19 protein-coding genes and 1 pseudogene are annotated in these 18,484 nt (G+C 69.3%); 12 read left to right on the forward strand and 8 right to left on the reverse strand.

Annotated elements, in window-relative coordinates; genetic code table 11:
- Nucleotides 1-153: 153 nt before the first annotated feature.
- Together ACZ56V_RS04525 and ACZ56V_RS04530 are read right to left on the reverse strand one after the other, a co-directional pair.
- Nucleotides 154-1,416: a tyrosine-type recombinase/integrase gene (locus tag ACZ56V_RS04525; protein WP_468939370.1), complete on the reverse strand. Its 1,263-nt coding sequence runs from the start codon at nt 1,414-1,416 to the stop codon at nt 154-156.
- A 1-nt stretch (nt 1,417) separates the two neighbouring features.
- Nucleotides 1,418-1,699 carry a helix-turn-helix domain-containing protein gene (locus ACZ56V_RS04530; RefSeq protein ID WP_468939103.1) on the reverse strand — a complete coding sequence of 94 codons (282 nt, stop codon included), beginning with the start codon at nt 1,697-1,699 and terminating at the stop codon, nt 1,418-1,420.
- A 420-nt stretch (nt 1,700-2,119) separates the two neighbouring features.
- Here ACZ56V_RS04530 and ACZ56V_RS04535 point away from each other — a divergent pair, with 420 nt between their 5' ends.
- The 5 genes and pseudogenes from ACZ56V_RS04535 (at nt 2,120) to ACZ56V_RS04555 (ending at nt 7,252) form a co-directional block, all read left to right on the forward strand.
- Nucleotides 2,120-2,356 (forward strand): helix-turn-helix transcriptional regulator, encoded by a 237-nt coding sequence (locus ACZ56V_RS04535; RefSeq protein WP_468939106.1) that lies wholly within the window; start codon nt 2,120-2,122, stop codon nt 2,354-2,356.
- 146 nt (nt 2,357-2,502) lie between these two features.
- Nucleotides 2,503-3,759, forward strand: a complete 1,257-nt coding sequence (locus tag ACZ56V_RS04540; protein ID WP_468939109.1) for a DUF3631 domain-containing protein — start codon at nt 2,503-2,505, stop codon at nt 3,757-3,759.
- 207 nt (nt 3,760-3,966) lie between these two features.
- Complete coding sequence (locus tag ACZ56V_RS04545; protein ID WP_468939373.1) at nt 3,967-4,773, forward strand: DUF2637 domain-containing protein; 807 nt, start codon at nt 3,967-3,969, stop codon at nt 4,771-4,773.
- A 114-nt stretch (nt 4,774-4,887) separates the two neighbouring features.
- Nucleotides 4,888-5,547 carry a plasmid mobilization relaxosome protein MobC gene (mobC, locus tag ACZ56V_RS04550; RefSeq protein WP_468939111.1) on the forward strand — a complete coding sequence of 220 codons (660 nt, stop codon included), beginning with the start codon at nt 4,888-4,890 and terminating at the stop codon, nt 5,545-5,547.
- A pseudogene (locus ACZ56V_RS04555) lies at nt 5,544-7,252 on the forward strand (relaxase/mobilization nuclease domain-containing protein). Before mobC ends, ACZ56V_RS04555 begins: the two are co-directional and overlap by 4 nt.
- On the opposite strand, the gene ACZ56V_RS04560 reads toward ACZ56V_RS04555, so the two are convergent.
- The 3 genes from ACZ56V_RS04560 to ACZ56V_RS04570 are packed head-to-tail and all read right to left on the reverse strand — an operon-like array spanning nt 7,253 to nt 8,960.
- Nucleotides 7,253-7,798 (reverse strand): flavoprotein, encoded by a 546-nt coding sequence (locus ACZ56V_RS04560; protein ID WP_468939114.1) that lies wholly within the window; start codon nt 7,796-7,798, stop codon nt 7,253-7,255.
- A gap of 53 nt (nt 7,799-7,851) precedes the next feature.
- Entirely contained in the window at nt 7,852-8,082 is a 231-nt protein-coding gene (locus ACZ56V_RS04565) for a DUF397 domain-containing protein (RefSeq protein ID WP_468939117.1), read from the reverse strand.
- Nucleotides 8,079-8,960 (reverse strand): helix-turn-helix domain-containing protein, encoded by an 882-nt coding sequence (locus ACZ56V_RS04570; protein WP_468939119.1) that lies wholly within the window; start codon nt 8,958-8,960, stop codon nt 8,079-8,081. Before ACZ56V_RS04570 ends, ACZ56V_RS04565 begins: the two co-directional genes overlap by 4 nt.
- Before the next feature lie 183 nt (nt 8,961-9,143).
- Between ACZ56V_RS04570 and ACZ56V_RS04575 the strand changes: the two genes are divergently transcribed.
- Together ACZ56V_RS04575 and ACZ56V_RS04580 are read left to right on the forward strand one after the other, a co-directional pair.
- On the forward strand, nt 9,144-10,466 hold the full coding sequence (locus ACZ56V_RS04575) for a hypothetical protein (protein ID WP_468939122.1): 1,323 nt from the start codon (nt 9,144-9,146) through the stop codon (nt 10,464-10,466).
- 19 nt (nt 10,467-10,485) lie between these two features.
- Entirely contained in the window at nt 10,486-11,202 is a 717-nt protein-coding gene (locus ACZ56V_RS04580; RefSeq protein ID WP_468939124.1) for a 2'-5' RNA ligase family protein, read from the forward strand.
- Here the strand turns inward: ACZ56V_RS04580 and ACZ56V_RS04585 are convergent.
- Nucleotides 11,180-11,623: an ATP-binding protein gene (locus ACZ56V_RS04585; RefSeq protein WP_468939127.1), complete on the reverse strand. Its 444-nt coding sequence runs from the start codon at nt 11,621-11,623 to the stop codon at nt 11,180-11,182. The two genes, ACZ56V_RS04580 and ACZ56V_RS04585, sit on opposite strands and share 23 nt — an antisense overlap.
- Nucleotides 11,624-11,908: 285 nt before the next feature.
- Between ACZ56V_RS04585 and ACZ56V_RS04590 the strand changes: the two genes are divergently transcribed.
- The 5 genes from ACZ56V_RS04590 (at nt 11,909) to ACZ56V_RS04610 (ending at nt 15,404) form a co-directional block, all read left to right on the forward strand.
- Nucleotides 11,909-12,337 carry a DUF6415 family natural product biosynthesis protein gene (locus ACZ56V_RS04590; RefSeq protein ID WP_468939130.1) on the forward strand — a complete coding sequence of 143 codons (429 nt, stop codon included), beginning with the start codon at nt 11,909-11,911 and terminating at the stop codon, nt 12,335-12,337.
- Nucleotides 12,334-13,035, forward strand: coding sequence for a hypothetical protein (locus ACZ56V_RS04595; RefSeq protein ID WP_468939133.1), 702 nt, complete (start codon nt 12,334-12,336; stop codon nt 13,033-13,035). Before ACZ56V_RS04590 ends, ACZ56V_RS04595 begins: the two co-directional genes overlap by 4 nt.
- Before the next feature lie 146 nt (nt 13,036-13,181).
- Entirely contained in the window at nt 13,182-14,300 is a 1,119-nt protein-coding gene (locus tag ACZ56V_RS04600; protein WP_468939136.1) for a radical SAM protein, read from the forward strand.
- The gene (locus ACZ56V_RS04605; protein ID WP_468939139.1) at nt 14,297-14,509 is read left to right on the forward strand and encodes a hypothetical protein; all 213 of its coding nucleotides are present in this window, start codon (nt 14,297-14,299) and stop codon (nt 14,507-14,509) included. The genes ACZ56V_RS04600 and ACZ56V_RS04605 overlap by 4 nt, the downstream gene beginning before the upstream one ends.
- Before the next feature lie 85 nt (nt 14,510-14,594).
- Nucleotides 14,595-15,404, forward strand: a complete 810-nt coding sequence (locus ACZ56V_RS04610) for a protein kinase family protein (RefSeq protein ID WP_468939375.1) — start codon at nt 14,595-14,597, stop codon at nt 15,402-15,404.
- 117 nt (nt 15,405-15,521) lie between these two features.
- On the opposite strand, the gene ACZ56V_RS04615 is transcribed toward ACZ56V_RS04610, so the two are convergent.
- Together ACZ56V_RS04615 and ACZ56V_RS04620 are read right to left on the reverse strand one after the other, a co-directional pair.
- The gene (locus tag ACZ56V_RS04615) at nt 15,522-16,775 is read right to left on the reverse strand and encodes an MFS transporter (protein WP_468939141.1); all 1,254 of its coding nucleotides are present in this window, start codon (nt 16,773-16,775) and stop codon (nt 15,522-15,524) included.
- Nucleotides 16,772-17,923, reverse strand: a complete 1,152-nt coding sequence (locus tag ACZ56V_RS04620) for a PLP-dependent cysteine synthase family protein (protein ID WP_468939144.1) — start codon at nt 17,921-17,923, stop codon at nt 16,772-16,774. Before ACZ56V_RS04620 ends, ACZ56V_RS04615 begins: the two co-directional genes overlap by 4 nt.
- Nucleotides 17,924-18,484 lie beyond the last annotated feature (561 nt).

An 18,484-nucleotide genomic window follows, 5' to 3' on the forward strand; every position in this document is an offset into this window, starting at 1 on the left:
GAACGCCTGAATCCAGGGAATCCTGGATCATCCGGAGGCTCCTGCCGCGCCTGGCCGCAAGTGCTCAGACAGCTCGTGCGCTTAATGGTCGCCGCCCCGGCTCAGCGGCCGGGAATCACCCGGACGGCAACACCGGCCGCACCCGGGCCTGCCTCACCGCGTAGCGGCCGCGCTGCGGGTGGCTGCCAAGGCATCGTCGATCGCCTTGCGCGTGCGGGTCTCGCTGGACGGCAACAGGTGCGTGTACGTCCGGAGCGTGAAGCCCGGGTCTGAGTGGCCGAGGTACTCGGAGAGCGCCTTGATGCTCTCCCCCGCGTCCAGGAGCACGGAGGCATACGCGTGCCGGAGGGCGTGCATGCCGTCCTCCGGGGCCGCCTGGAGGTACCTCGCCCCGCGCTCGCGGGGAGGGATCACGCCGGCGGCGACCAGGGCTCGCTTCCAGGCGCCCATGTTGAAGACGCTGCGGTTGTACGCTCGGCCCTTCTCGTCGACGAAGAGCAGCCGGAAGGTCTTGGGCTCGCCGTCGGGCTTCGCCCAGGGCAGCGTGACCGCCGTCGGCGGGAATCGCCTCATGTGGGCCTTGAGGGCAGTGGCCAGCTGAGCCGACAGCGGCACTGACCGGATCCTGTTGCCCTTGGGCAGGGCGAAGACGGGCTTCGTGCCGACGAGCCGCACCTGGCGGTTGACGTGGATCCAGCCGCCCTTGAAGTCGATGTCCTCCACGGCGAAGCCGAAGATCTCTCCCTGCCGCAGGCCGCAGCCGAAGGCGAGCTTGCCGCCGGCCCGGAAGCGTTCGGGCAGCCCGGCGATGACCGCGCGCACGCGCTCCAGGGACCAGGGGATGATCTTCTTCTTGGTCGCGGTCGGCAGCTTGACCGACTTCGACTTGCACGGGTTCTTCGGCAGCAGCCCGTCCTCCACGGCCATGCCGAGGATGCTGGAGAGGATGTCGAAGATGCCCTCGATCGTCGACACCTCGAAGCCGCCATCCTGCAGCGTGCGAATCCAGCCCTGAATGACCGAGGGCTTGTTCAGGGACCGCAGCTCGCGCCGGCCGAGGTGGGCGACGATGTGGTTGCGGACGGTGGCCTCGTAGCGGAGGGCCGTGGTCGGGCCGACCGAGTGCGCGTCGAGCCACTTCTGGGCGTAAGCGCCGAGCGTCTGCTTCGTCTCGGCGGGAACGACGTAGCTGCCGCTCCGGATCTCGACGTCGACCTCGGCCGCCCGCTTGTCGGCTTCGGCCCTCGTGTGGAAGTTCTCCTTGCGCTGGTGGTTGTCCAGGTCCCGGTACCGGACCTGCCAGCGCTTCCCGGTCCCGTGGTCAGAGGTCGGGACCATCCGCCGGGTGCGGCTCTTGTGCTCGCTGCACTGGGTCTCGTCCGGCTTGGGATGGGACTTGTGCCAGCGGTCGTACACATCAGCCAAGGAGGACCCCCTGGGCACGGCAGCAGAGGTCTGCTTCGGTGTGGCGAGGGTGGGCGGGGCAGACGCCGGCAGGCAGCAGAGCCGTCGCACGAACACCGAGGGCTTCGGCGATCACGACGAGGTCGTCGATGTCGCAACGTCGGTGGGCGCGCTCGGTGCGGCTGAGCGCGGTGTTGGTCATCGGGCGGCCCATCGCGGTGCAGTGGGCAGCCAGTTGATGCTGGGTGAGGCCGAGCGCCAGCCGCGTGCGCTCGATGGCGCGGGCGGTATGCAAGCCGGCGGGGCCTATTTCGAGAGGTCGAGTTGCCATAACAGGTAGCTGTAACTTGCAGCCGAAGCCTTTGGCAAGAGTTGGTTCTTAAACTCTACAGAAGTCGCGTCCCGCCGGATCAATAATTCTCCCGACCAATTCATGACACACGGCACCGGAAGGCTGCGCCACCGATTCCACGCGCCGGAAGCGAGCGCAGTGTAGCTGACTGCACCCCTCACCGATGGGTCACCACCTGGGCTTACGAACAGCCCGTCACCCTGGCACCGATTTTTTGGTCAACCGCCAATTCACCCTTACGGTATTTCCTCCCGTGCTCACCAACGGGAACTTCTGGCGTCTTCTAGAACCAACTCTGGACTTCTCCGCCCAGGATGTGGCTGTGTTGTCCACGCAGTTGTCCGAAACCGAAAAGGGAGCCCTATGCCGAGCCTTTCCCCCCGCCCTGCCCACACCACTGCCGACGCCAACCGACGCGGCCCCCTCGCCACCCCGGCGGAAGTCGCCGAGTACCTCGGGGTGCCGGTCAAGACGCTCTACCAGTGGAAGTACCGGGGCATCGGCCCGAACGTGCACAAGGTCGGCCGCCACCTGCGCTACCGCTGGGCCGAGGTGGACGCCTGGCTCAACGCCCAGGCCGCGTACGACCTCGCCGTCTGAGACCACCCCACAGGGAAAGCGAAGCGGCTCCCGGCGAGCCACCGCCGGGAGCCGCGCGGTCCCTGCCCTCATCGCCCCTTGCCAAAAAACGATCTGTCTCGGTGAGTCCGGACCTTGCCCGTCCGGCCCACCAGGGAGGAACGCCTGTGGACGAATCTACGACCTCTCCGACCCCCACCGCACCCGCCAGCCCTCTGCCTTGGCCACCCGTGGCCGTCCCCGGCCAGGGCGATGCGACCGAGCCCCCGTCCTCCGGGGGTGACCAGCCGGACAGCGCCAACGAGGGCGCAGCACTGCTGGACGAGCTCCGGGCGGCGATCGCCCGATACGTCATCCTGCCCAGCGGTGACGCGCTGACCGCCGTCACGCTGTGGGTGGCGGCCACGCACATCCAGCCGGCACTGCAGCACGCACCGCGCCTGGCGGTGGTCGGACCGGCGAAGCGGTGCGGCAAATCCCGCCTGCTGGACGTGATCACGGAGACGGCGCACGACCCGTTGATCACCGTGAACACCAGCCCTGCTGTCGTCTTCCGCGCCATCGGTGACGACCCGCCCACTCTGCTGGTGGACGAGGCCGACACCATCTTCGGCAGCGTCAAGGCCGCAGAGAAGAACGAGGAACTGCGCGGCCTGCTCAACGCCGGCCATCAGCGCAACCGGCCCGCCCTGCGGATCTCCGGTCCCGAGCACAAGACGCGGAAGTTCCCCACCTTCGCCATGGCGGCGCTGGCCGGCATCGGCGCCCTGCCGGACACCGTCATGGACCGGGCGGTGGTGATCCGCATGCAGCGCCGCAAGGACGGAGAGCGCGTCGAACAGTTCCGCTCCCGCCGCGACATCCCAGCCTTGCACGCTCTGCGGGACCGCTTGGAAGCATGGCTCCGTCCGCTCCTGGACACCGCCGAGGACCTGGTACCGCGGATGCCGGTACAGGACCGCGCGGCGGACACCTGGGAACCGCTCGTGATCGTCGCGGAGCTGGCGGGCGGCACCTGGCCCGAGGACGCGCGCGCAGCCTGCGCGGCCATGTGCGCCGCCGAGGCGGACAAGGACGACGAGTCCAATCTCAAGACCCGCCTGCTGCAGGACATCCGGCGCGCCTTCGCCCGCGGCGGCGACCCGGACATCATGCGCACCCGGGACCTGCTGGAGGAGCTTCTCAAGGACCAGGAGGCTCCGTGGGCCGAGTACGGCACCACCGGCCTCAGCCCACGTCATCTTGGGCTCCTCCTGAAGGACTTCGACATCAAGGCCGCCACCCTCCGCTTCGAGGGCGGCAGGCAGGCCAAGGGCTTCGCACGCCTCCGCTTCACCGACGCCTGGGCGCGGTACTGCCCAGAGGAGTCCGCCTCCGAGAACGGTGACGAGAGCGCCCGGACAGGCCCGGACCCGCACCCGTAAAGACTCGTCGCACCCGTCGCATCGCAGGTCAACCCCGTGACGGGTGTCGTCGCTGCGACGAGTCGTCTCGTACCACGACGATCACCCGTACCTGCTCTGACCAGCCGTGCGACGGGTGTGACGGGTCCGCCACCTCTCTGCCCACCAGCCCTTCCCGCTTGGAGCACCCGCTTGCCTGTGCGCACCACCGCGAGCCCAGTACCGATGATGACCGCCGCGATCCGCCTGGGGGTCGCTCTGGTCGGCACGATCGGTTTCGCTCTCTCGTACGACGCCCTGCGGCAGATGGCAGTGGCCATCCACATCCGCGGAGTGCTGACGTACGCCTTCCCGCTCGTGATCGACGGGTTCATCGCCATCGGCGTCGCGGCTCTGCTCATCCTGCGAGCCGCCCCCTGGCGATCTCGCCTCTACGTCTGGGCCCTGGTTGGCATCGCCACCATCACGAGCATCTGGGCGAACGCCCTGCACGCCGTCCGTCTCAACCAGGAGAGCGACGCCGCCGGGCTCCACCTGGACGACGTCACCGTCGGCGCCCTGTCGGCCATCGCCCCGCTCGCGCTCGCCGGAGCCGTCCACCTGGATCTCGTCATACGCCGTCATCCCACCGGACGCCACTCGACTGAACCGGTCGGCGCTCAGCGCCACACTCACGTGGAGAACGTGCTGCGGCCCGCTCTGAGCAGCGACACGGCCGATGCCTCGAAGGGCGCGGCACAAGCACGGCCCGGAGTTGTGGCGGAAGACATCGCGGACGTGGCGGACCCTCCGGCCGAAGTGGCGGAGGCGCGTCAGCCCCACAGCCCGATCAAGGGCCGGCAGCCCAGCGTCTCCACGGAAACGCTCCTGGCTCTCGGCCGCGCCGCGCCTCTGGGCCGCCAAGGACGTATCTCCCGCCGCCACGTCGAAGCGGCGATCCGAGCGCAGGGACACCCCGTCGGCAAAGACCGCCTCACCGAGATCACACGCCGCCTGCAGGCCGAACTCGACCGTAGGCCCGAGCGCGTCTCCTAGCGCGCTGACCCGGTCGGTACCGCCCGGCATCGCGCTGCTCAGCGAGTGGACAGAGGGCGGATCCGACCACCCCAGGCACTTCCCGTCCGCCGACTCCTAGTAAGGACTGCCCCTATGCGTGAAACCCGGCGTGAGCTGCCCCTCGGACAGCGGGAGATGACCACAAGCGTCACCCAGCCAGCAAGCGTCACCCAGCCAGCAAGGTATGCCGTTGGACCGTCCAAGGGGCGGTCCAACGGGAGTTCCGCCCCGGGGGTGGCGGAGACCCACGGGCGCCAGGGGGCACCCGAGGAAGGACAACGCATCCAGGCCACCCCCATCGTTCTGCCTCGTGCCGCCGAAACCGCCGCCCTGCATCGCATCGCCCGCCGCCGCAAGCGCAAAGACACCCAGCGCAAGGAACGCGTCGACGTGCGCTACAGCGTCGAAGAGAAGAGCGCCATCCTCGCCAAGGCCCGCTCTCTCAACATCGCCGGCGCCCACTACGTCGGCGCCGTCGTCATGGCCCACATCCACGGCGACCTCGCCCTGCCCGGCCAGCGCACCCCGCTGGACGACTACATCGACGAGCTGACCGCCCTGCGCGAGCAGATCGCCAAGATCGGCAACAACGCCAACCAGATCGCCCGGAAACTCAACTCCGGCGGCCATCCACACCCTGGGGATACCGCCGCCCTCGCCCAGACCGAACGCACCCTGAACGCGGTCCGTGCTGCCATCAGCGAGATCGCGGCAGCGGCAAACCAGACCGTCACCAGGAAGGCAGCCCGGTGATCGCCAAGATCAGCAGCGGCAAGGACACGGCCGGCCTGATCCGCTACTTGTTCGACACCAAGAAGGCCAAAGACCACACCGACCCCCACCTCGTCGCTTCCTGGGACGGCTTCGCTCCCGACCCCGGCCGCACCGACGACTTCACCGCCACAAAGAGGCTCCTGGTGGCCGACCTCGACCTGCGCGTCAAGCAAGCCCGCCGACTCGGCCGCGCACCCGAACGACACGTCTGGCACTGCTCCCTCCGCGCCGCCACGACCGACCGCCACCTCAGCGACGAGGAGTGGGCCGACATAGCCCGCCGCGTCGTGGCCGCCACCGGTCTCGCGCCACAAGACGACCCGGACGGCTGCCGCTGGGTCGCCGTTCGCCATGCCCCCGACCACATCCACATCGCCGCCACCAAGGTCCGCGGCGACCTGAGCACCGCACGCCACTGGAACGACTACCTCACCGCCGACCGCGAACTCGCCGTCATCGAGAAGGAATACGGCCTCTTCCAAGTCGCTCGCGGAGACCGCACCGCCGCCAAGCGCCCCACCCGCGCCGAACAGGAAAAGGCACACCGCCAAGGCCAGGAGAGGCCGGCTCGCGAACGCCTGCGCGCCATCGTCCGCACCGCCGTGGCCGTCACCACCAGCACCGACGAGTTCATCCGCCTGCTCAGTCACACCGACGGCGTGCTGGTCGAAGTCGTGTACTTCGCTTCTGGCGACGTACGCGGCTACAAGATCGCCAGCGAAGACACCACCACGGCAGGCAGGCAACCGATCTGGTTCTCCGGCTCCGAACTCGCGCCGGACCTGTCCTTCCCCAAGATCCGAGCACGCCTGGAGGCCACCGACTCGCACCCGCCAACCGGCCGAGCAGGCACAGGCCCAATCCGTGGCACCAGGCAACCACGGCCGCCGAACGCATACCCCACCACCTCACCGGACACGACGATCGAGCCTCCCAGGCCCACCTCGCCGCCTTCGGTGAAGCCCTCGACGCCCTGCCCCTTCTCGCTCCCGCACCCATCCGCGCCCAGCTCCGCGAGGCAGCCTCCGCTTTCGAGCGCGCCACCCGATCCCGCGTCCAGGCCGAACACCATCACGCCCACACCCTGCGAAGCGCCGCACGGGCGATGCTCCGCGAGCCCGCCCCCGGGGACGGCACGGCTCTGGCGATGCTCCTCGATGCCGCGATCCTCGTCACCGTCGCGGCCACTCGCTGGCACCAGCTCCGCCACCACGACCAGCAGGTCACCGCCGCGCAGCAGGCCCTTCTCCACCTCCAAGCCGCCTACGACGAGGCAGCAGGCGCGCCCCTGACCGCTCTTGTCCAGCATCGACCGCACCAACAGGCGGCGAACCGGTACATGCGCCACATCCGCCGGGCCCTGCCCGAGCACGCGGAACAGGTCCTGTCAGATCCCGCTGTCGACGCCCTCACCGCCGCACTCGCCGAAGCGGAAGCACTCGGCCACAACCCGGAGCGACTCCTCAAGCAGGCGGTCGATCAACGAACCCTGGACGACGCCCGCTCCCCCGCCAGGACCTTGATCTGGAGAACGCAGCGCCTTATCGCACGACCCGCGCCCAGCGACCGTGCAGTACAGGACCGCAGCACAGTGCAGGCCGATAGGACACCACAGCCCAGCACGCCGGCCCACGAAGCATCCGCGGTCTCGCCCCCTCCACCCCCGCAAGTACGGAGGCGCTGATCACGACCGCAGGGACAGCCTGGGGGCGAGCAGCTCCAGCACTTCCTCCCAGCGATAGCGGTCGGCCCCACCGCCTGTCTTGGGCCGGTGAGGCTCGTAGGAGCCGATCAGGACTCCCATCTCGCGCAGCACGCCCAGATTCCGGCGGTATGCAGGGTGGGCGGCCTGGGCGGAGTTCAGGTACGGCAGCACGGCGACGGGAACGCCCATGGCGGGTGCCTCGCACAGGATGCCCAGCGCGAGGTTGTCCGAGATCCCGGCGGCCCACTTGTTGACCGTGTTGAAGGTGGCCGGGGCGACCGCGATCGCATCCGCAGCCCGGCTCGGGCGTGGCTCGCCCGGTGATCGCCAGGCTGAGCGGATGGGGCGGCCGGCCTGGGCCTCGATGGTCGCCGCGTCCAGGAAGCCGAGTCCCTGCGGTGTGGCGACGACGCCGACGTCCCAGTGCCGCTCCTGTGCTGCCGTGATCAGTCGGCCGACGTCGGCGGCGACCCCGGCCGCGCAGACCACGATCTGGAGGAACGGCTTGTCGTGCTGGTCACTCACGCGGGCACTCCCGTTGGCTGTTGACAGCGTGCACGTGTGGATTGGGCAGGGTCTCAGCCGACGCGAGACTCGCCGTCGGTGTAATGGCCCAGCAGCTCATCCAGGGCGGAGCGGCTGAGAATCACCGGTGACAGGTCGAGGTCTTTTGAGTCGCGTACCGCTGCGTACACACCGAGGTCGGCGATCTCGACGCAGTCGTTGGCGCCCCCGCTGTAGGAGCTCTTGCGCCAGCGCGCCTTCTCAAGTTCCGCGGCGTGGGGGCGGCGGGGCGGGGTCGTGCTCACGGTTCGAGCTCCTCGGCGGTGCGGGTGAGGTGGGTACGGGTCTCGGCCGGGCTGAGGGCGGAGGCCCTGAGCTGGTCGAAGATGTCGTTGTAGTTCTGGATGTCGCTCTCGGACTCCAGGTACACGGAGTTGTTGGGGTTCTCCAGCCAGACCAACGGGGCCGTGGGCTGGGGGAAGGTGAGGATGACGAAGGGGCCGTAGAGGCCGGGATGGGCGCCGAGGGCGAACGGGAGGAGCTGGATGGTGATGTTGCGCTGCTCGCCGGCCCGGACAAGGTGGGCGAACTGCTGGCGCATCACGGCGGGAGAGCCGATGACTCGGCGGAGGACGGCTTCGTCCAGGACGGCCCACAGGTCGGTGGGACGCTCGCCGGACAGGCGGCTCTCCTGGCGTTCCATCCGTACCTTGACCAGGGCGTCCACCTGGTCAGTAGTGAGTTCGGGACGCATCTGGGCGATGACTGCGCGGGCGTAGTCCTCGGTCTGAAGCAGCCCGGGGACGAGCAAGGGCTGATAGTTGGCCAGCGCGGTGGCACCTGCCTCAAGGGCGAGATACCCGTCGTAACGGGTCGGGGAGAGAACCGTGGAGTACTTGCGCCACCAGGGCTTCTGCTGCTCCTTGTCGGCACGCACCAGGTCGAGGATGTCGTCACGCAGCTCCGTGTCCGTGACGGCGTAGCAGTCGAGGAGAGCGCGAACCAGTACAGGGGTGGTACCGCGCTCGCCGGTCTCGATCCGGCTGAGAGACCCCTGATTGACCTCGATTCGCTCCGACACCTCGGTGAGGGTCAGGCCGGACGCCTCCCGTAACTCGCGCAGCCGTGTGGCGAGCTGGCGTCGGTAGACCGACTGAGGGACCAGCTTCCTCTTCAGAGCCATGGAGGCAGTCTGTCCATCCACCCGTTGGCAGACAACCCGAACGGGCCAACTTAGCCAGACATATTGCCTAGTTGCGCTTTGCGTCGGCAGTCTTGCGTAGGACATCCCGTACGCCGCACGGTTCGGCGTGCGTGCCGTTCGCCGAGAATCCCCTGGTTTCGCCGACGTGTTGGGAGGTCTTCCATGCCCCGGAACACGCTGCTGCGGCAGTTACTCGAAGAGCGCCACCTCACGACTTACACGGCATTCGAGGTGCAGTTCTCCCGCGCGGCCAAGAACCTGGCCAAGCAGGCGGACGACCCTCGGCTGGCCTCAGTCGCGGTCTCATCGCGGCAGTTCGACCGATGGATGAGTGGGGAACTGAAGCAGCTTCCCCGCCCCGACACGTGCCGCATCCTGGAGGTGCTGCTGGGCAGGGCCGCTCGCGACCTGTTCGCGTCGGCCTCGACCTATCCGCCGGCCGCCCGAGAACCACTGCCTGCGGACGTTCCAGCTTCTCCCCAAGTCGGCCCGCCGGCCCACGATGAAGACCCGGCGGAGATCGTCGCCCGAGCCCGCCAGCTGGCCTGCGGCAACGTCGACCAGACCACTCTGTCCTTTCTCGCCTCCCGGGTCGAGGTGATCACCGAGCGGTACGAGAAGGACGGACCGGATGGTCTGTGGGGACAAACGAAGAGCCTGCACAGCATGGCGCACACCCTGCTCGCCGGTCAGCAACCTCCATCCGCACGCAGGGAACTGTTCCGGGTCACCGCACGCGCCGGCGGGCTGCTCGGCTACATGGCGGTGAACACCGGCGCGTTCCCCCTGGCGGAGGCGTACTGCGCCGAAGCGCTGGAACTGAGCCGGGCGATCGGCGATCTAGACACCGAGATGTGGGCCTGCGGCACCCAGTCCTTCGCGGCGTACTACGCAGGCCGTTACGACGAGGCCGACGCGCGGGCCGCCGCCGCGGTGGACCGGGCGCAGAACCACCCGCAGGCCATCCGGCTGCTGGTCAATGGACGGGCCCGGGCGCTCGCCAAGCTCGGTGACCGGTCCCAGGCCGAGCGGGCCATCGGGCGGGCTCTGGAGCTCTCCGACCGGCATGACGTGCCCCTCGGTCTGACCTCCTGCATCTCCTTCTCGCCGTATGGGCGGGCCCGCACCTTGGCCAATGCGCTGACCGCCCGTGTCGCTCTGCAGGACACCGGGCACGTGCTGCGAGACGCCGAGAACCTCGACGACCTGGTCGAGAAGTCCGACTCCGCGTGGAGCCGCTCGCTGGTCCGCCTCGACGTGGCCACCGCGATACTTCAGCAGCGGGCACCGGACGTGGAACACGCCATGTCCCTCGGGCAACAGGCGATCACTCTGGCCAGCCCGCTGCCGATCAGCTCGGTGCGGCAACGCTCCCGGGATCTGTACGAGCGAGCAGCCCCTTGGCGGTCCCGGCCGGCGGTGCGCGAGTATGGCGAACAGCTCCGCGTTTGGGGCTGTCAACGTCCGCCTGCTGAGGCGGGGTGATCACGGAGGAGTTCGCCGGGTGTCTTGGTCGCACGTCCAGCTCAGCGCCGATCCCGCAGCTTTCCCTGCCCACCCCCCGGCCGACCTGAGCGACCCGGCGGTGATCGCGGCGCACGACCAGGCCGCCTTCGACGCCGTGGAGACCATGGTCGACCACTGGGACCGGCCCGGCTGGACGGCACAGACCCGGGCGTACTACTGGATGCTCACCTTCCCCAACAGCCCAGCACTGGCCGACCTCGCTCTTCGCTGCCGGCAGTACCTCGCGCCGCTCGGCCTGGACCCGGTTCCCGACGACGGGTTGCACATCACGCTCACACGCGTCGGTTCCGCCGCAGCGCTGCCGCTGCCCCGTCTCGATGACGTCATCAGCGCGGCGGCCCCGCTTCTCCCGGCGGCCTTCGGCCTGCGGGCGGTCCCGCTCGCGGGTTCTCGGGGAGCCGTACGCCTGACGGTCGCCCCTTGGGGCCCGGTACTGGCGCTGCACTCGGCCCTCAGCGAGTCCATGGCTTCGCTGGGGCTGGCACCCCGCAAGCCGACCGCGCTGTTCCGCCCCCACCTGAGTCTGGCCTACAACAACCGGCCACGCCCCGCTGCCCCGGTCATCAAGGCCGTCACCCCCCTCCGGGGGCTCGCACCAGTCGATCTGCACGTCCAGGAAGTGCAGTTGGTGGAGCTGCGACGCGAGGACCGCGTCTATCGTTGGGACGTCGTCAAGAGCCTGCCGCTCGGCTGACTGCCGTTTTCCCGCGCGGCAGGACGGCAACGACCGCCTTTCCGACGGCGGTGGTCTCCACGTACCACCGACGTGCCAGCGACTGCACCAGCCACAACCCACGGCCGGACTCGGCAAGCGGATCCGCAGCCGTTTCCGACAGGTGCACACGACCGTCGTCAGGCTCCGGGTCGTGGACCGCGACGACGACCTGATCTCCGTCGATCTCGATGGTCAGGCAGTCGGGGCCGGCCGTCGTGTGTCGCACGGCGTTGCCCACCAGCTCGGATACGACCAGCGCCGCATCGTCTACGCAAGGGACGACCCCGGCCAGCACACTACGAACCCGATCACGGGCCGGGCCGAGGGGTTCGTACCGACCGGCCAGGTCCACCCAGTGCGTGTGCGGACTGTGAACTGCCGGACTTGAGTCGTTCAGCATCGCGGTCGCTCTTCCGGTCGTACGAAATGGGCGTGACCCAAAGATTCCGCTTATCCGCAGCGCGTCTCCACGCCGTCCGACCGACGCTTCTCCGCCGTCCGGACGGCGGGGAGACGGCGTAGCGACGGCGTGGAAACGCTCCTCCCGCGACGGGAGCCTCGAAGCCGATGGTCAGCCCTTCCAGGGTCGTCCGGATCGCCGACGTCGCGTAGAGGAGATCACCGTGCCCGCCCCCGTACGAGCTACCTACCGACTACGCCTCGCTGTGCCAGAGGAGTCGGGGCGATGACGGCCACCACCCTCCGCCCCGGTTGGTCCCATCCCGTGCGAGCCGCCGTACCGCCCTTCACCGAGGCCGGCTTGAGAAGGGTCCTGGAGAAGGTGCAGCGCTGGGCCCCGTACGTCGACGGCTGGCTGCTCGATGACGTGGCAGCCGTCCTGGACGACTACACGCCCACCGAACACGAGGTCGACGAGCACGCGCAGCGCCTTCGTGGTCACTTGATGCGACTCGTCCACCTCGCCGTGGTCTCCCGGGTGGCCGAGACGGACCAGCAAACAGCGGTCCTCGTCGAGCGCGGGCGCACCATCCGGTCCGAGGAAGTGCCAACGGATCACCGCCGGGCCGTAGGACACATCCGGCGCATGGCGTGGACGCTCGACGAACTCCTCGAACGCCTGGTGGCCCACCAGTGCCTTACGGAGGCGCCGTGACCTTCCCGCCCCTCCGCCTCACGTACAACCCGCGCGCTGCCGAGTCGAACGACGGGAGCCTCCCCCTGGTCCCGTACATCACCCAGAGGGAAGGGGAGGACGCAGCGCCGGACAACCTCGTCATCTCGTATCACTCCTCCGGCCCGCGGCTGTACTACGCGGACGAGGACCCCCGGGACCGAGACCCGCGAGGCGTTCTCTGGGCCCGGTGCGGGTGGAACCCTGTCGATGCCGAAGGCCGGATCTCCGGTGAGCCGCAGTGGAAGCTGATGCACCCCCACCGGCAGATGGTGTGCATGCAGACGCTCACCTGCCAGGTCTGCACGGGTCCCGCCCGCACGCCCCTCGGCTTCATCTTTCTCGCCGGCCCTCGGGATCACGATCCGAGTCGGCCGAGCATCCTCACCAACCAGCCTCCGGTGTGCCGCAGGCACACCCGTGCCGCCGCGAGGCTTTGTCCACACCTGGAGGACGGCCCGACGGTGTTCCTGGCCAGGAGCGCACCCCTGTACGGCGTGCACGGCACTTTGTACGGCCGGAGCGAGGGCGGCGTGAAGGTCGTCGCGCAGCCGGATGCGCCCTTGCCGTACGGCCATCCGAACATCGGGACGTTCCTCGCCTCGCAGTTGGTTCGCCGCCTCAAGTCGTTCCGTGTCGTCAGCATCGACGAGCTGCTCAACGACCTGGCCGCTGCCTAGTAGATCCCCATGTCGGGGCCCTCCAGCCTCACCGGCCGGCCAGCCGAAGGACAGGTGGCCGGTGAGCGGGGCGGGTCCGAGGAGTTCCCCCGACTCCACCTCTGCACGGACCCGCCCCACCCCCTGCCAAACGACATGGAGGCAACGTGCACCAACTGATCGCCAGTCCGTTCCTGGGCCAGTACCTCCTCCTCCGGCCCGGTCACGCCAAGGGAGTGGCCCTCCCCGAGTCCCGTTTCGAGGAACTGCGCACGGCGGTCGCCGAGGACCGGTCGGCCCCGGCCTGGCTCGCCGAGGCGACCACGGCCGCATGGCAGACGCCCATGCCCACCGGGCCCCTGCAGGACACCCTCATCGTCCGCGAACGCTCCGCCTACGGGTACGCGAAGGCGTCATGGGAGATCAACCTCGGCTGTGACCACGACTGCGGTTTCTGCTACCTCGGCGAGAAGCGGTTCGAGGGCCTGGACTGGGACGACAAGACGCGCCTGCTCACGATGCTGCGAGACGCCGGGGTCCTGTGGCTTCAGATTACCGGCGGCGAGGCGCTGATCGACCCGCAGTTCGCCGCCGCGTACGAGTACGCCACCGGACTCGGGATGATGATCCAGGTCTCGACGAACGGCAGCCAGCTCCACAAAGCGAGGATGCAGGAGCTGTTCGCCCACCTGCGGCCCTACCGACTGACGGTCAGCCTCTACGGGGCGACCGGGGAGACCTACGACGCCGTCACCCGCAACCGCGGTGCTTTCGACCGGTTCACCCGCGGCCTGGACGCCTCCCGCGCGGCGGGACTGCCCGTCCGGATCAACATCATCGTCGCCGAGGAGAACGCCCAAGAGGTGGACGACATGGTCCGCCTGGTGGAAGACCGCTGGGGCTTCCCGTACCAGGTCTTCACCAACATGTCCCCCACGATCGACGGAGAGGCGAAGCCGCTCGCCTCACAGGCCCAGAAGTACGTCCGCGCCCGCCGTGTCTTCACCGGCTGCAACGCCGGTCACACCTTCTTCCACGTCGACCCGCACGGCATCGCCTCGGTCTGCAAGATCGGCCGCGACCCCAGCGTGAACCTCATGACGGAGGGCCTGACGGCCCTCCCCCGGCTCGGCGGCATCGCCGAGTCCCTCCAGCTCCGCACCGGTGGATGTTCCGGCTGCTCGAAGGTCGGCACCTGCAGGACATGCCGACCGCTGGCCAAACTCCACCAGGAGGCGGGGGACAACCGATCGCTCTACTGCCAACACGGAGGTTACGGAGCATGACTCCCACCAACGCCACCCTGACCCGGCCCGCCCCGGTCCCGGTCACCATCGGCCTGCGCCCGCCCACACAGGCCACCGGCACCCTGCCCGTGCCCATCTCCGCGCCCCCGGTTCCTGAGGGCACGTTCCAGATCATCGGCGACCTGGACGTCGACGTCGCCGAGTCCGCCGGATGCAGCTGCTCGGCCGGCGACGACCAGCCCTACTAGACCGGGGCTCCGCCCCAGCACGCTGCCCCGGCCGTACGCTGGCCGGGGCAGCTCACCGCTCTCTCCGAGGAACCGCGCCGTGTCCATGATCCGCCGCCACTTCCACGACCTTCCCGTGGAGGTACGCCAGGCCATCGCCGACAAGGCGGGCCCCGTTCACGCCGCCCGCACCGCCGACGGAGGGCTGAACTCAGGCATCGCCGCCTTTCTCGACACCGATCACGGCCCGGTCTTCGTCAAGGGCATCCCCACGGACCACCCACAGGCCCCCGCCCAGCGTCGAGAGGCCGCGATCAACCCACATCTCCCTCGCGCCTGCCCCCGCCTGTACTGGCACATCGAGGTGGCGGACTGGGACCTCCTCGGGTACGAGGTCCTTCCGGGACGGCACGCCGACTACACGCCGGGCTCCGCCGACCTGCCCCTTGTCTCCGAGGCCCTTGCGGAACTCCAAGAGACCACCGTTCCCACGGACATCCACATCAAAGCCGCCGAACAGCGCTGGGCCGCATACGCCCCACCCGGAACCGCCGCTCTTTTTGCCGGTGACACCCTCCTGCACACCGACCTCGCCCCGCACAACGTGCTCGTGGACGACCGTGCCCACATCATCGACTGGGCCTGGCCCACACGCGGCGCAGCCTGGATCGACCCCGCCATCCTCATCCTGCGGCTCCTCGAAGCCGGACACACGCTCGTCGAGGCGGACGCCTTCGCCCACCGCTGCCCCTCCTGGCACACCGCACCGGCAGAGGCCAAGGAGGCGTTCGCCGCCGCCAACGCCGCGGCATGGGAAGAGATCGCCCGCGCCGATGCCGCACCGTGGAAGGCCGCGATGGCCGACCACGCGGCGACCTTCCACGGTCACCTGCACACGCTGCTCGGGAACAGGTAGAGCGCGAAAGCGGCGCAAAGCCCTCGATCGCGGCCTGTCCTGCCCCGGCGCCAGTCGTGTGCCGAATCACGCGGCTTCACGCGTTAGTTGGAGGGAGGACGCTGGCAATGAGGCCCGTCAGACGGCTGTGAGCGGTGTCTCCGTCCTCGCGATCAGACCGCCGCCGCGTGCAAGGGCGGCGACTGATGCCGCGCATCCGAGTCCGGCGGCAGTCAGAGAGCCCCAGGTCAGCCAGTAGGCGTCATGGCGTTCGGCGAAGTCCCACAGCGCGCCCGTGGTGAGGTTGCCGAGGGTGATACCGAGCCCCGAGACGGTGTTGTACAGCCCGTAGTGGGTGGCCACCAACTGATTGCCGGAGAGCAGGACGACCGTGTCCATTTCGAAGGGGTAGACGATGGCGCTGCCGACGGCGAGCAACGCCACGGCGACGAGCAAGGCGGTCAGTACTGCGGCCGGGGCATCGGGCGGCGTGACAGCCAGCGGGAGGAAGGCAAGTCCCATGGTGGTCAGGCCGCGTACGAGGGCTTGGGCTGGGGTCCAGCGTCGCTTCGCCCAGCCGGTGAGCCGGAGTTGCCCGATCACGGCGACCGCGGCGGAGATGACGAAGAGTCCGCTGGTCGCCCAGGTGCCCTTCGCACCGAGGACGTCGGCCGCAGCCAGGGGCAGCGCCAGGTAGACCTGGAAGGTGAGGACGTAGGAGCCGATCATCGCGAGGGCGAAGAGGAGAAAGGGCCGGTTGGCCACGACCGTGCGCCACTGCGTCAGGACGTTGCCCGGCGTCGCGCCGGGGGCATCGCCACGGCGTGCGGGCAGGGCACGCCACTGCAGGACGGTCAGCAGGGTGAAGATCGCGGCTGCGACCGTGCAGACGAGCCGGAAGTCGGCGGCCAGCAGAGCCAGGCCCACCAGGGGGCCGAGAAGCATGCCGGCCTGGTAGTAGACGTTGAAGGTCGCGAAGGCGTCCACCCGCCGCTCGCCGGCTTCGGCAGCGAGGTAGGCCCGTACGGCGGGATTGAACAGGGCACCGGCGAAGCCGGTGGCCGCCGAAGCGGCGACAAGGGCGGGCAGGTTGTCGACCCAGCCGAGCAGGCCGAAGCCGACGGTGCGGAGCAGGCAGCCCGCCATGATCGGGGCCTTGTAGCCGTAACGGTCGGCGATGGTGCCTCCGATGAGGAACATGCCTTGCTGGGAGAAGTTGCGCACGCCCAGGACGAGTCCGACGGCCCAGGCCGCCAGCCCGAGCCCGCCGGCCAGGTGAGCCGCCAGGTAGGGCATCAACATGTAGAAGGCGAGGTTGATGGCGAACTGGTTGGCCATCAAGAGCCGGATCGGGGCAGGGAACGAGCGGGACTGCCGCCACAGGTGTTTCATCGCGCGACTCCTACGGTCCTGTCTCCCACGTCCTGTGCGCCGGCGGGAGCCAAGGGATCGGTGACGTGGGTGCAGCGCGTCCAGCGGGTCACCACCCGGTCTCCCGGACGGACGACTTCCTCGGGTTCGTCGGCGGGTGGGTCGTCGAGCAGGCCGTGCTCACGGCAGTAGGCGTCGTCGAAGACCGTGCCGACGTAGCGCTGCGGGCCGTCGGGGAAGATCGCGACGATCCGGTTCTCGGCCGGCAGGGTGTGCGCCGCCCACCGGGCGACGAGCGCGACCGCGCCGACGCTCCAGCCCCCGGTGGCGTAGTGGTCACGGGCCAGCCTGCGTGCCGACCACACCGCTTCCGGCGCGGCAACCCAGTGGACCTCGTCGAACAGGTCGTAGGCGACGTTGCGCGGATGGATGCTGCTGCCCAGACCCCGCATCAGACGGGGTGCCGCGGGCTGTCCGAAGATGGTCGAGCCGCAGGTGTCCACCCCCACGACCCGCAGGCGAGGGAAGAATCCACGCAGGACGGAGGCGACCCCGGCGGAGTGGCCACCCGTGCCGACGGACACGACAAGCGTGTCGATCCGGCCGAGCTGGGCGACGAGTTCGTGGGCGAGCGGAGCGTACGCGGCCACGTTCTCCGGGTTGTTGTACTGATCAGGGCACCAGGCGTCGGGATGGACAGCGAGGAGTTCTTCGACGCGCTGACGACGTGCGCCCTGCCAGCCTCCACAGGCGAGCGGGGTGTCGACGACGTCCACGACGGCCCCGTAGGCCGTGAGGAGTCCCGTCATCAAGGGCTCCATGCCCGGATCGGTGACGACGGTGACCGGATGACCGTAGGTTGCGCCGGCGAGAGCCAGGCCGAGACCGAGCGTGCCGGAGGAGGACTCGACGATGCGGGCGCCGGGCAGGAGCTGTCCGCTCTCTCGGGCGGCGCGCACCATGTGCAGTGCGGTGCGGTCCTTGATGCCGCCCGGGTTGTGGCCCTCGATCTTGGCCCAGAAGCCGCGCCCCTGGGTGGTGAAGGGAGCACCGATGTGGAGGACGGGCGTGTTGCCCACCAGGCCGGCGGGAGTGTGCGTCGGGCGCTTGGCTTCGGGGAGCGGCTGCGTCGGCGCAGCCAGGACAGACGTGCAGGTCAGGTGTTTCATGGCGTGGTTCTCCGGCGGCCGGTGCCGTGAACAGCGACAGGCCGCGTGTAGAGGGAGGGTGGAGGTGATCGACTGGTGGGCCGCGGCCGGGTGAAGTGCCGCGATACGTGGTCGATCAGGTCCGCCACACGCCGAGACGGGACCGCTTATGTCCCGTGGACGAGCTACTTGGCCGGCGAGCCGATGGGTCCTCGCCGCCCCTCGGGGCCGACGGCTGGGTGCGGGAGCGTTCAACGCCAAGGACATTGAGGGCTGGGCCATCGGCGAGGGGGATGTCGCGCGAGGGCTGCACCGTGGGTTCGTCCAGATCACAACACTGCGGCTGGTGATCATGTGTCGGCGCGCTCTGCAGCAGAGCGGTCTCCGCGTCGGCCGGTTCCGGTGCGTGCCCACGGAACGCTCCTGCGCTGTGAGCGGTTTCGGCCCGTGCCATCCCGGTCGTGGCCGGTCCATGCGCGCAGGCCAGCAGGTGCACCAGCACGGCAAGCAGCACCACCAGCGGCGCCGCGGTGCGCGCCACGGGCCGAGTGCACGGCAGTACCGACCAGACAGACATCGATA

The organism is Streptomyces sp. NPDC034099 (genome assembly GCF_055575415.1).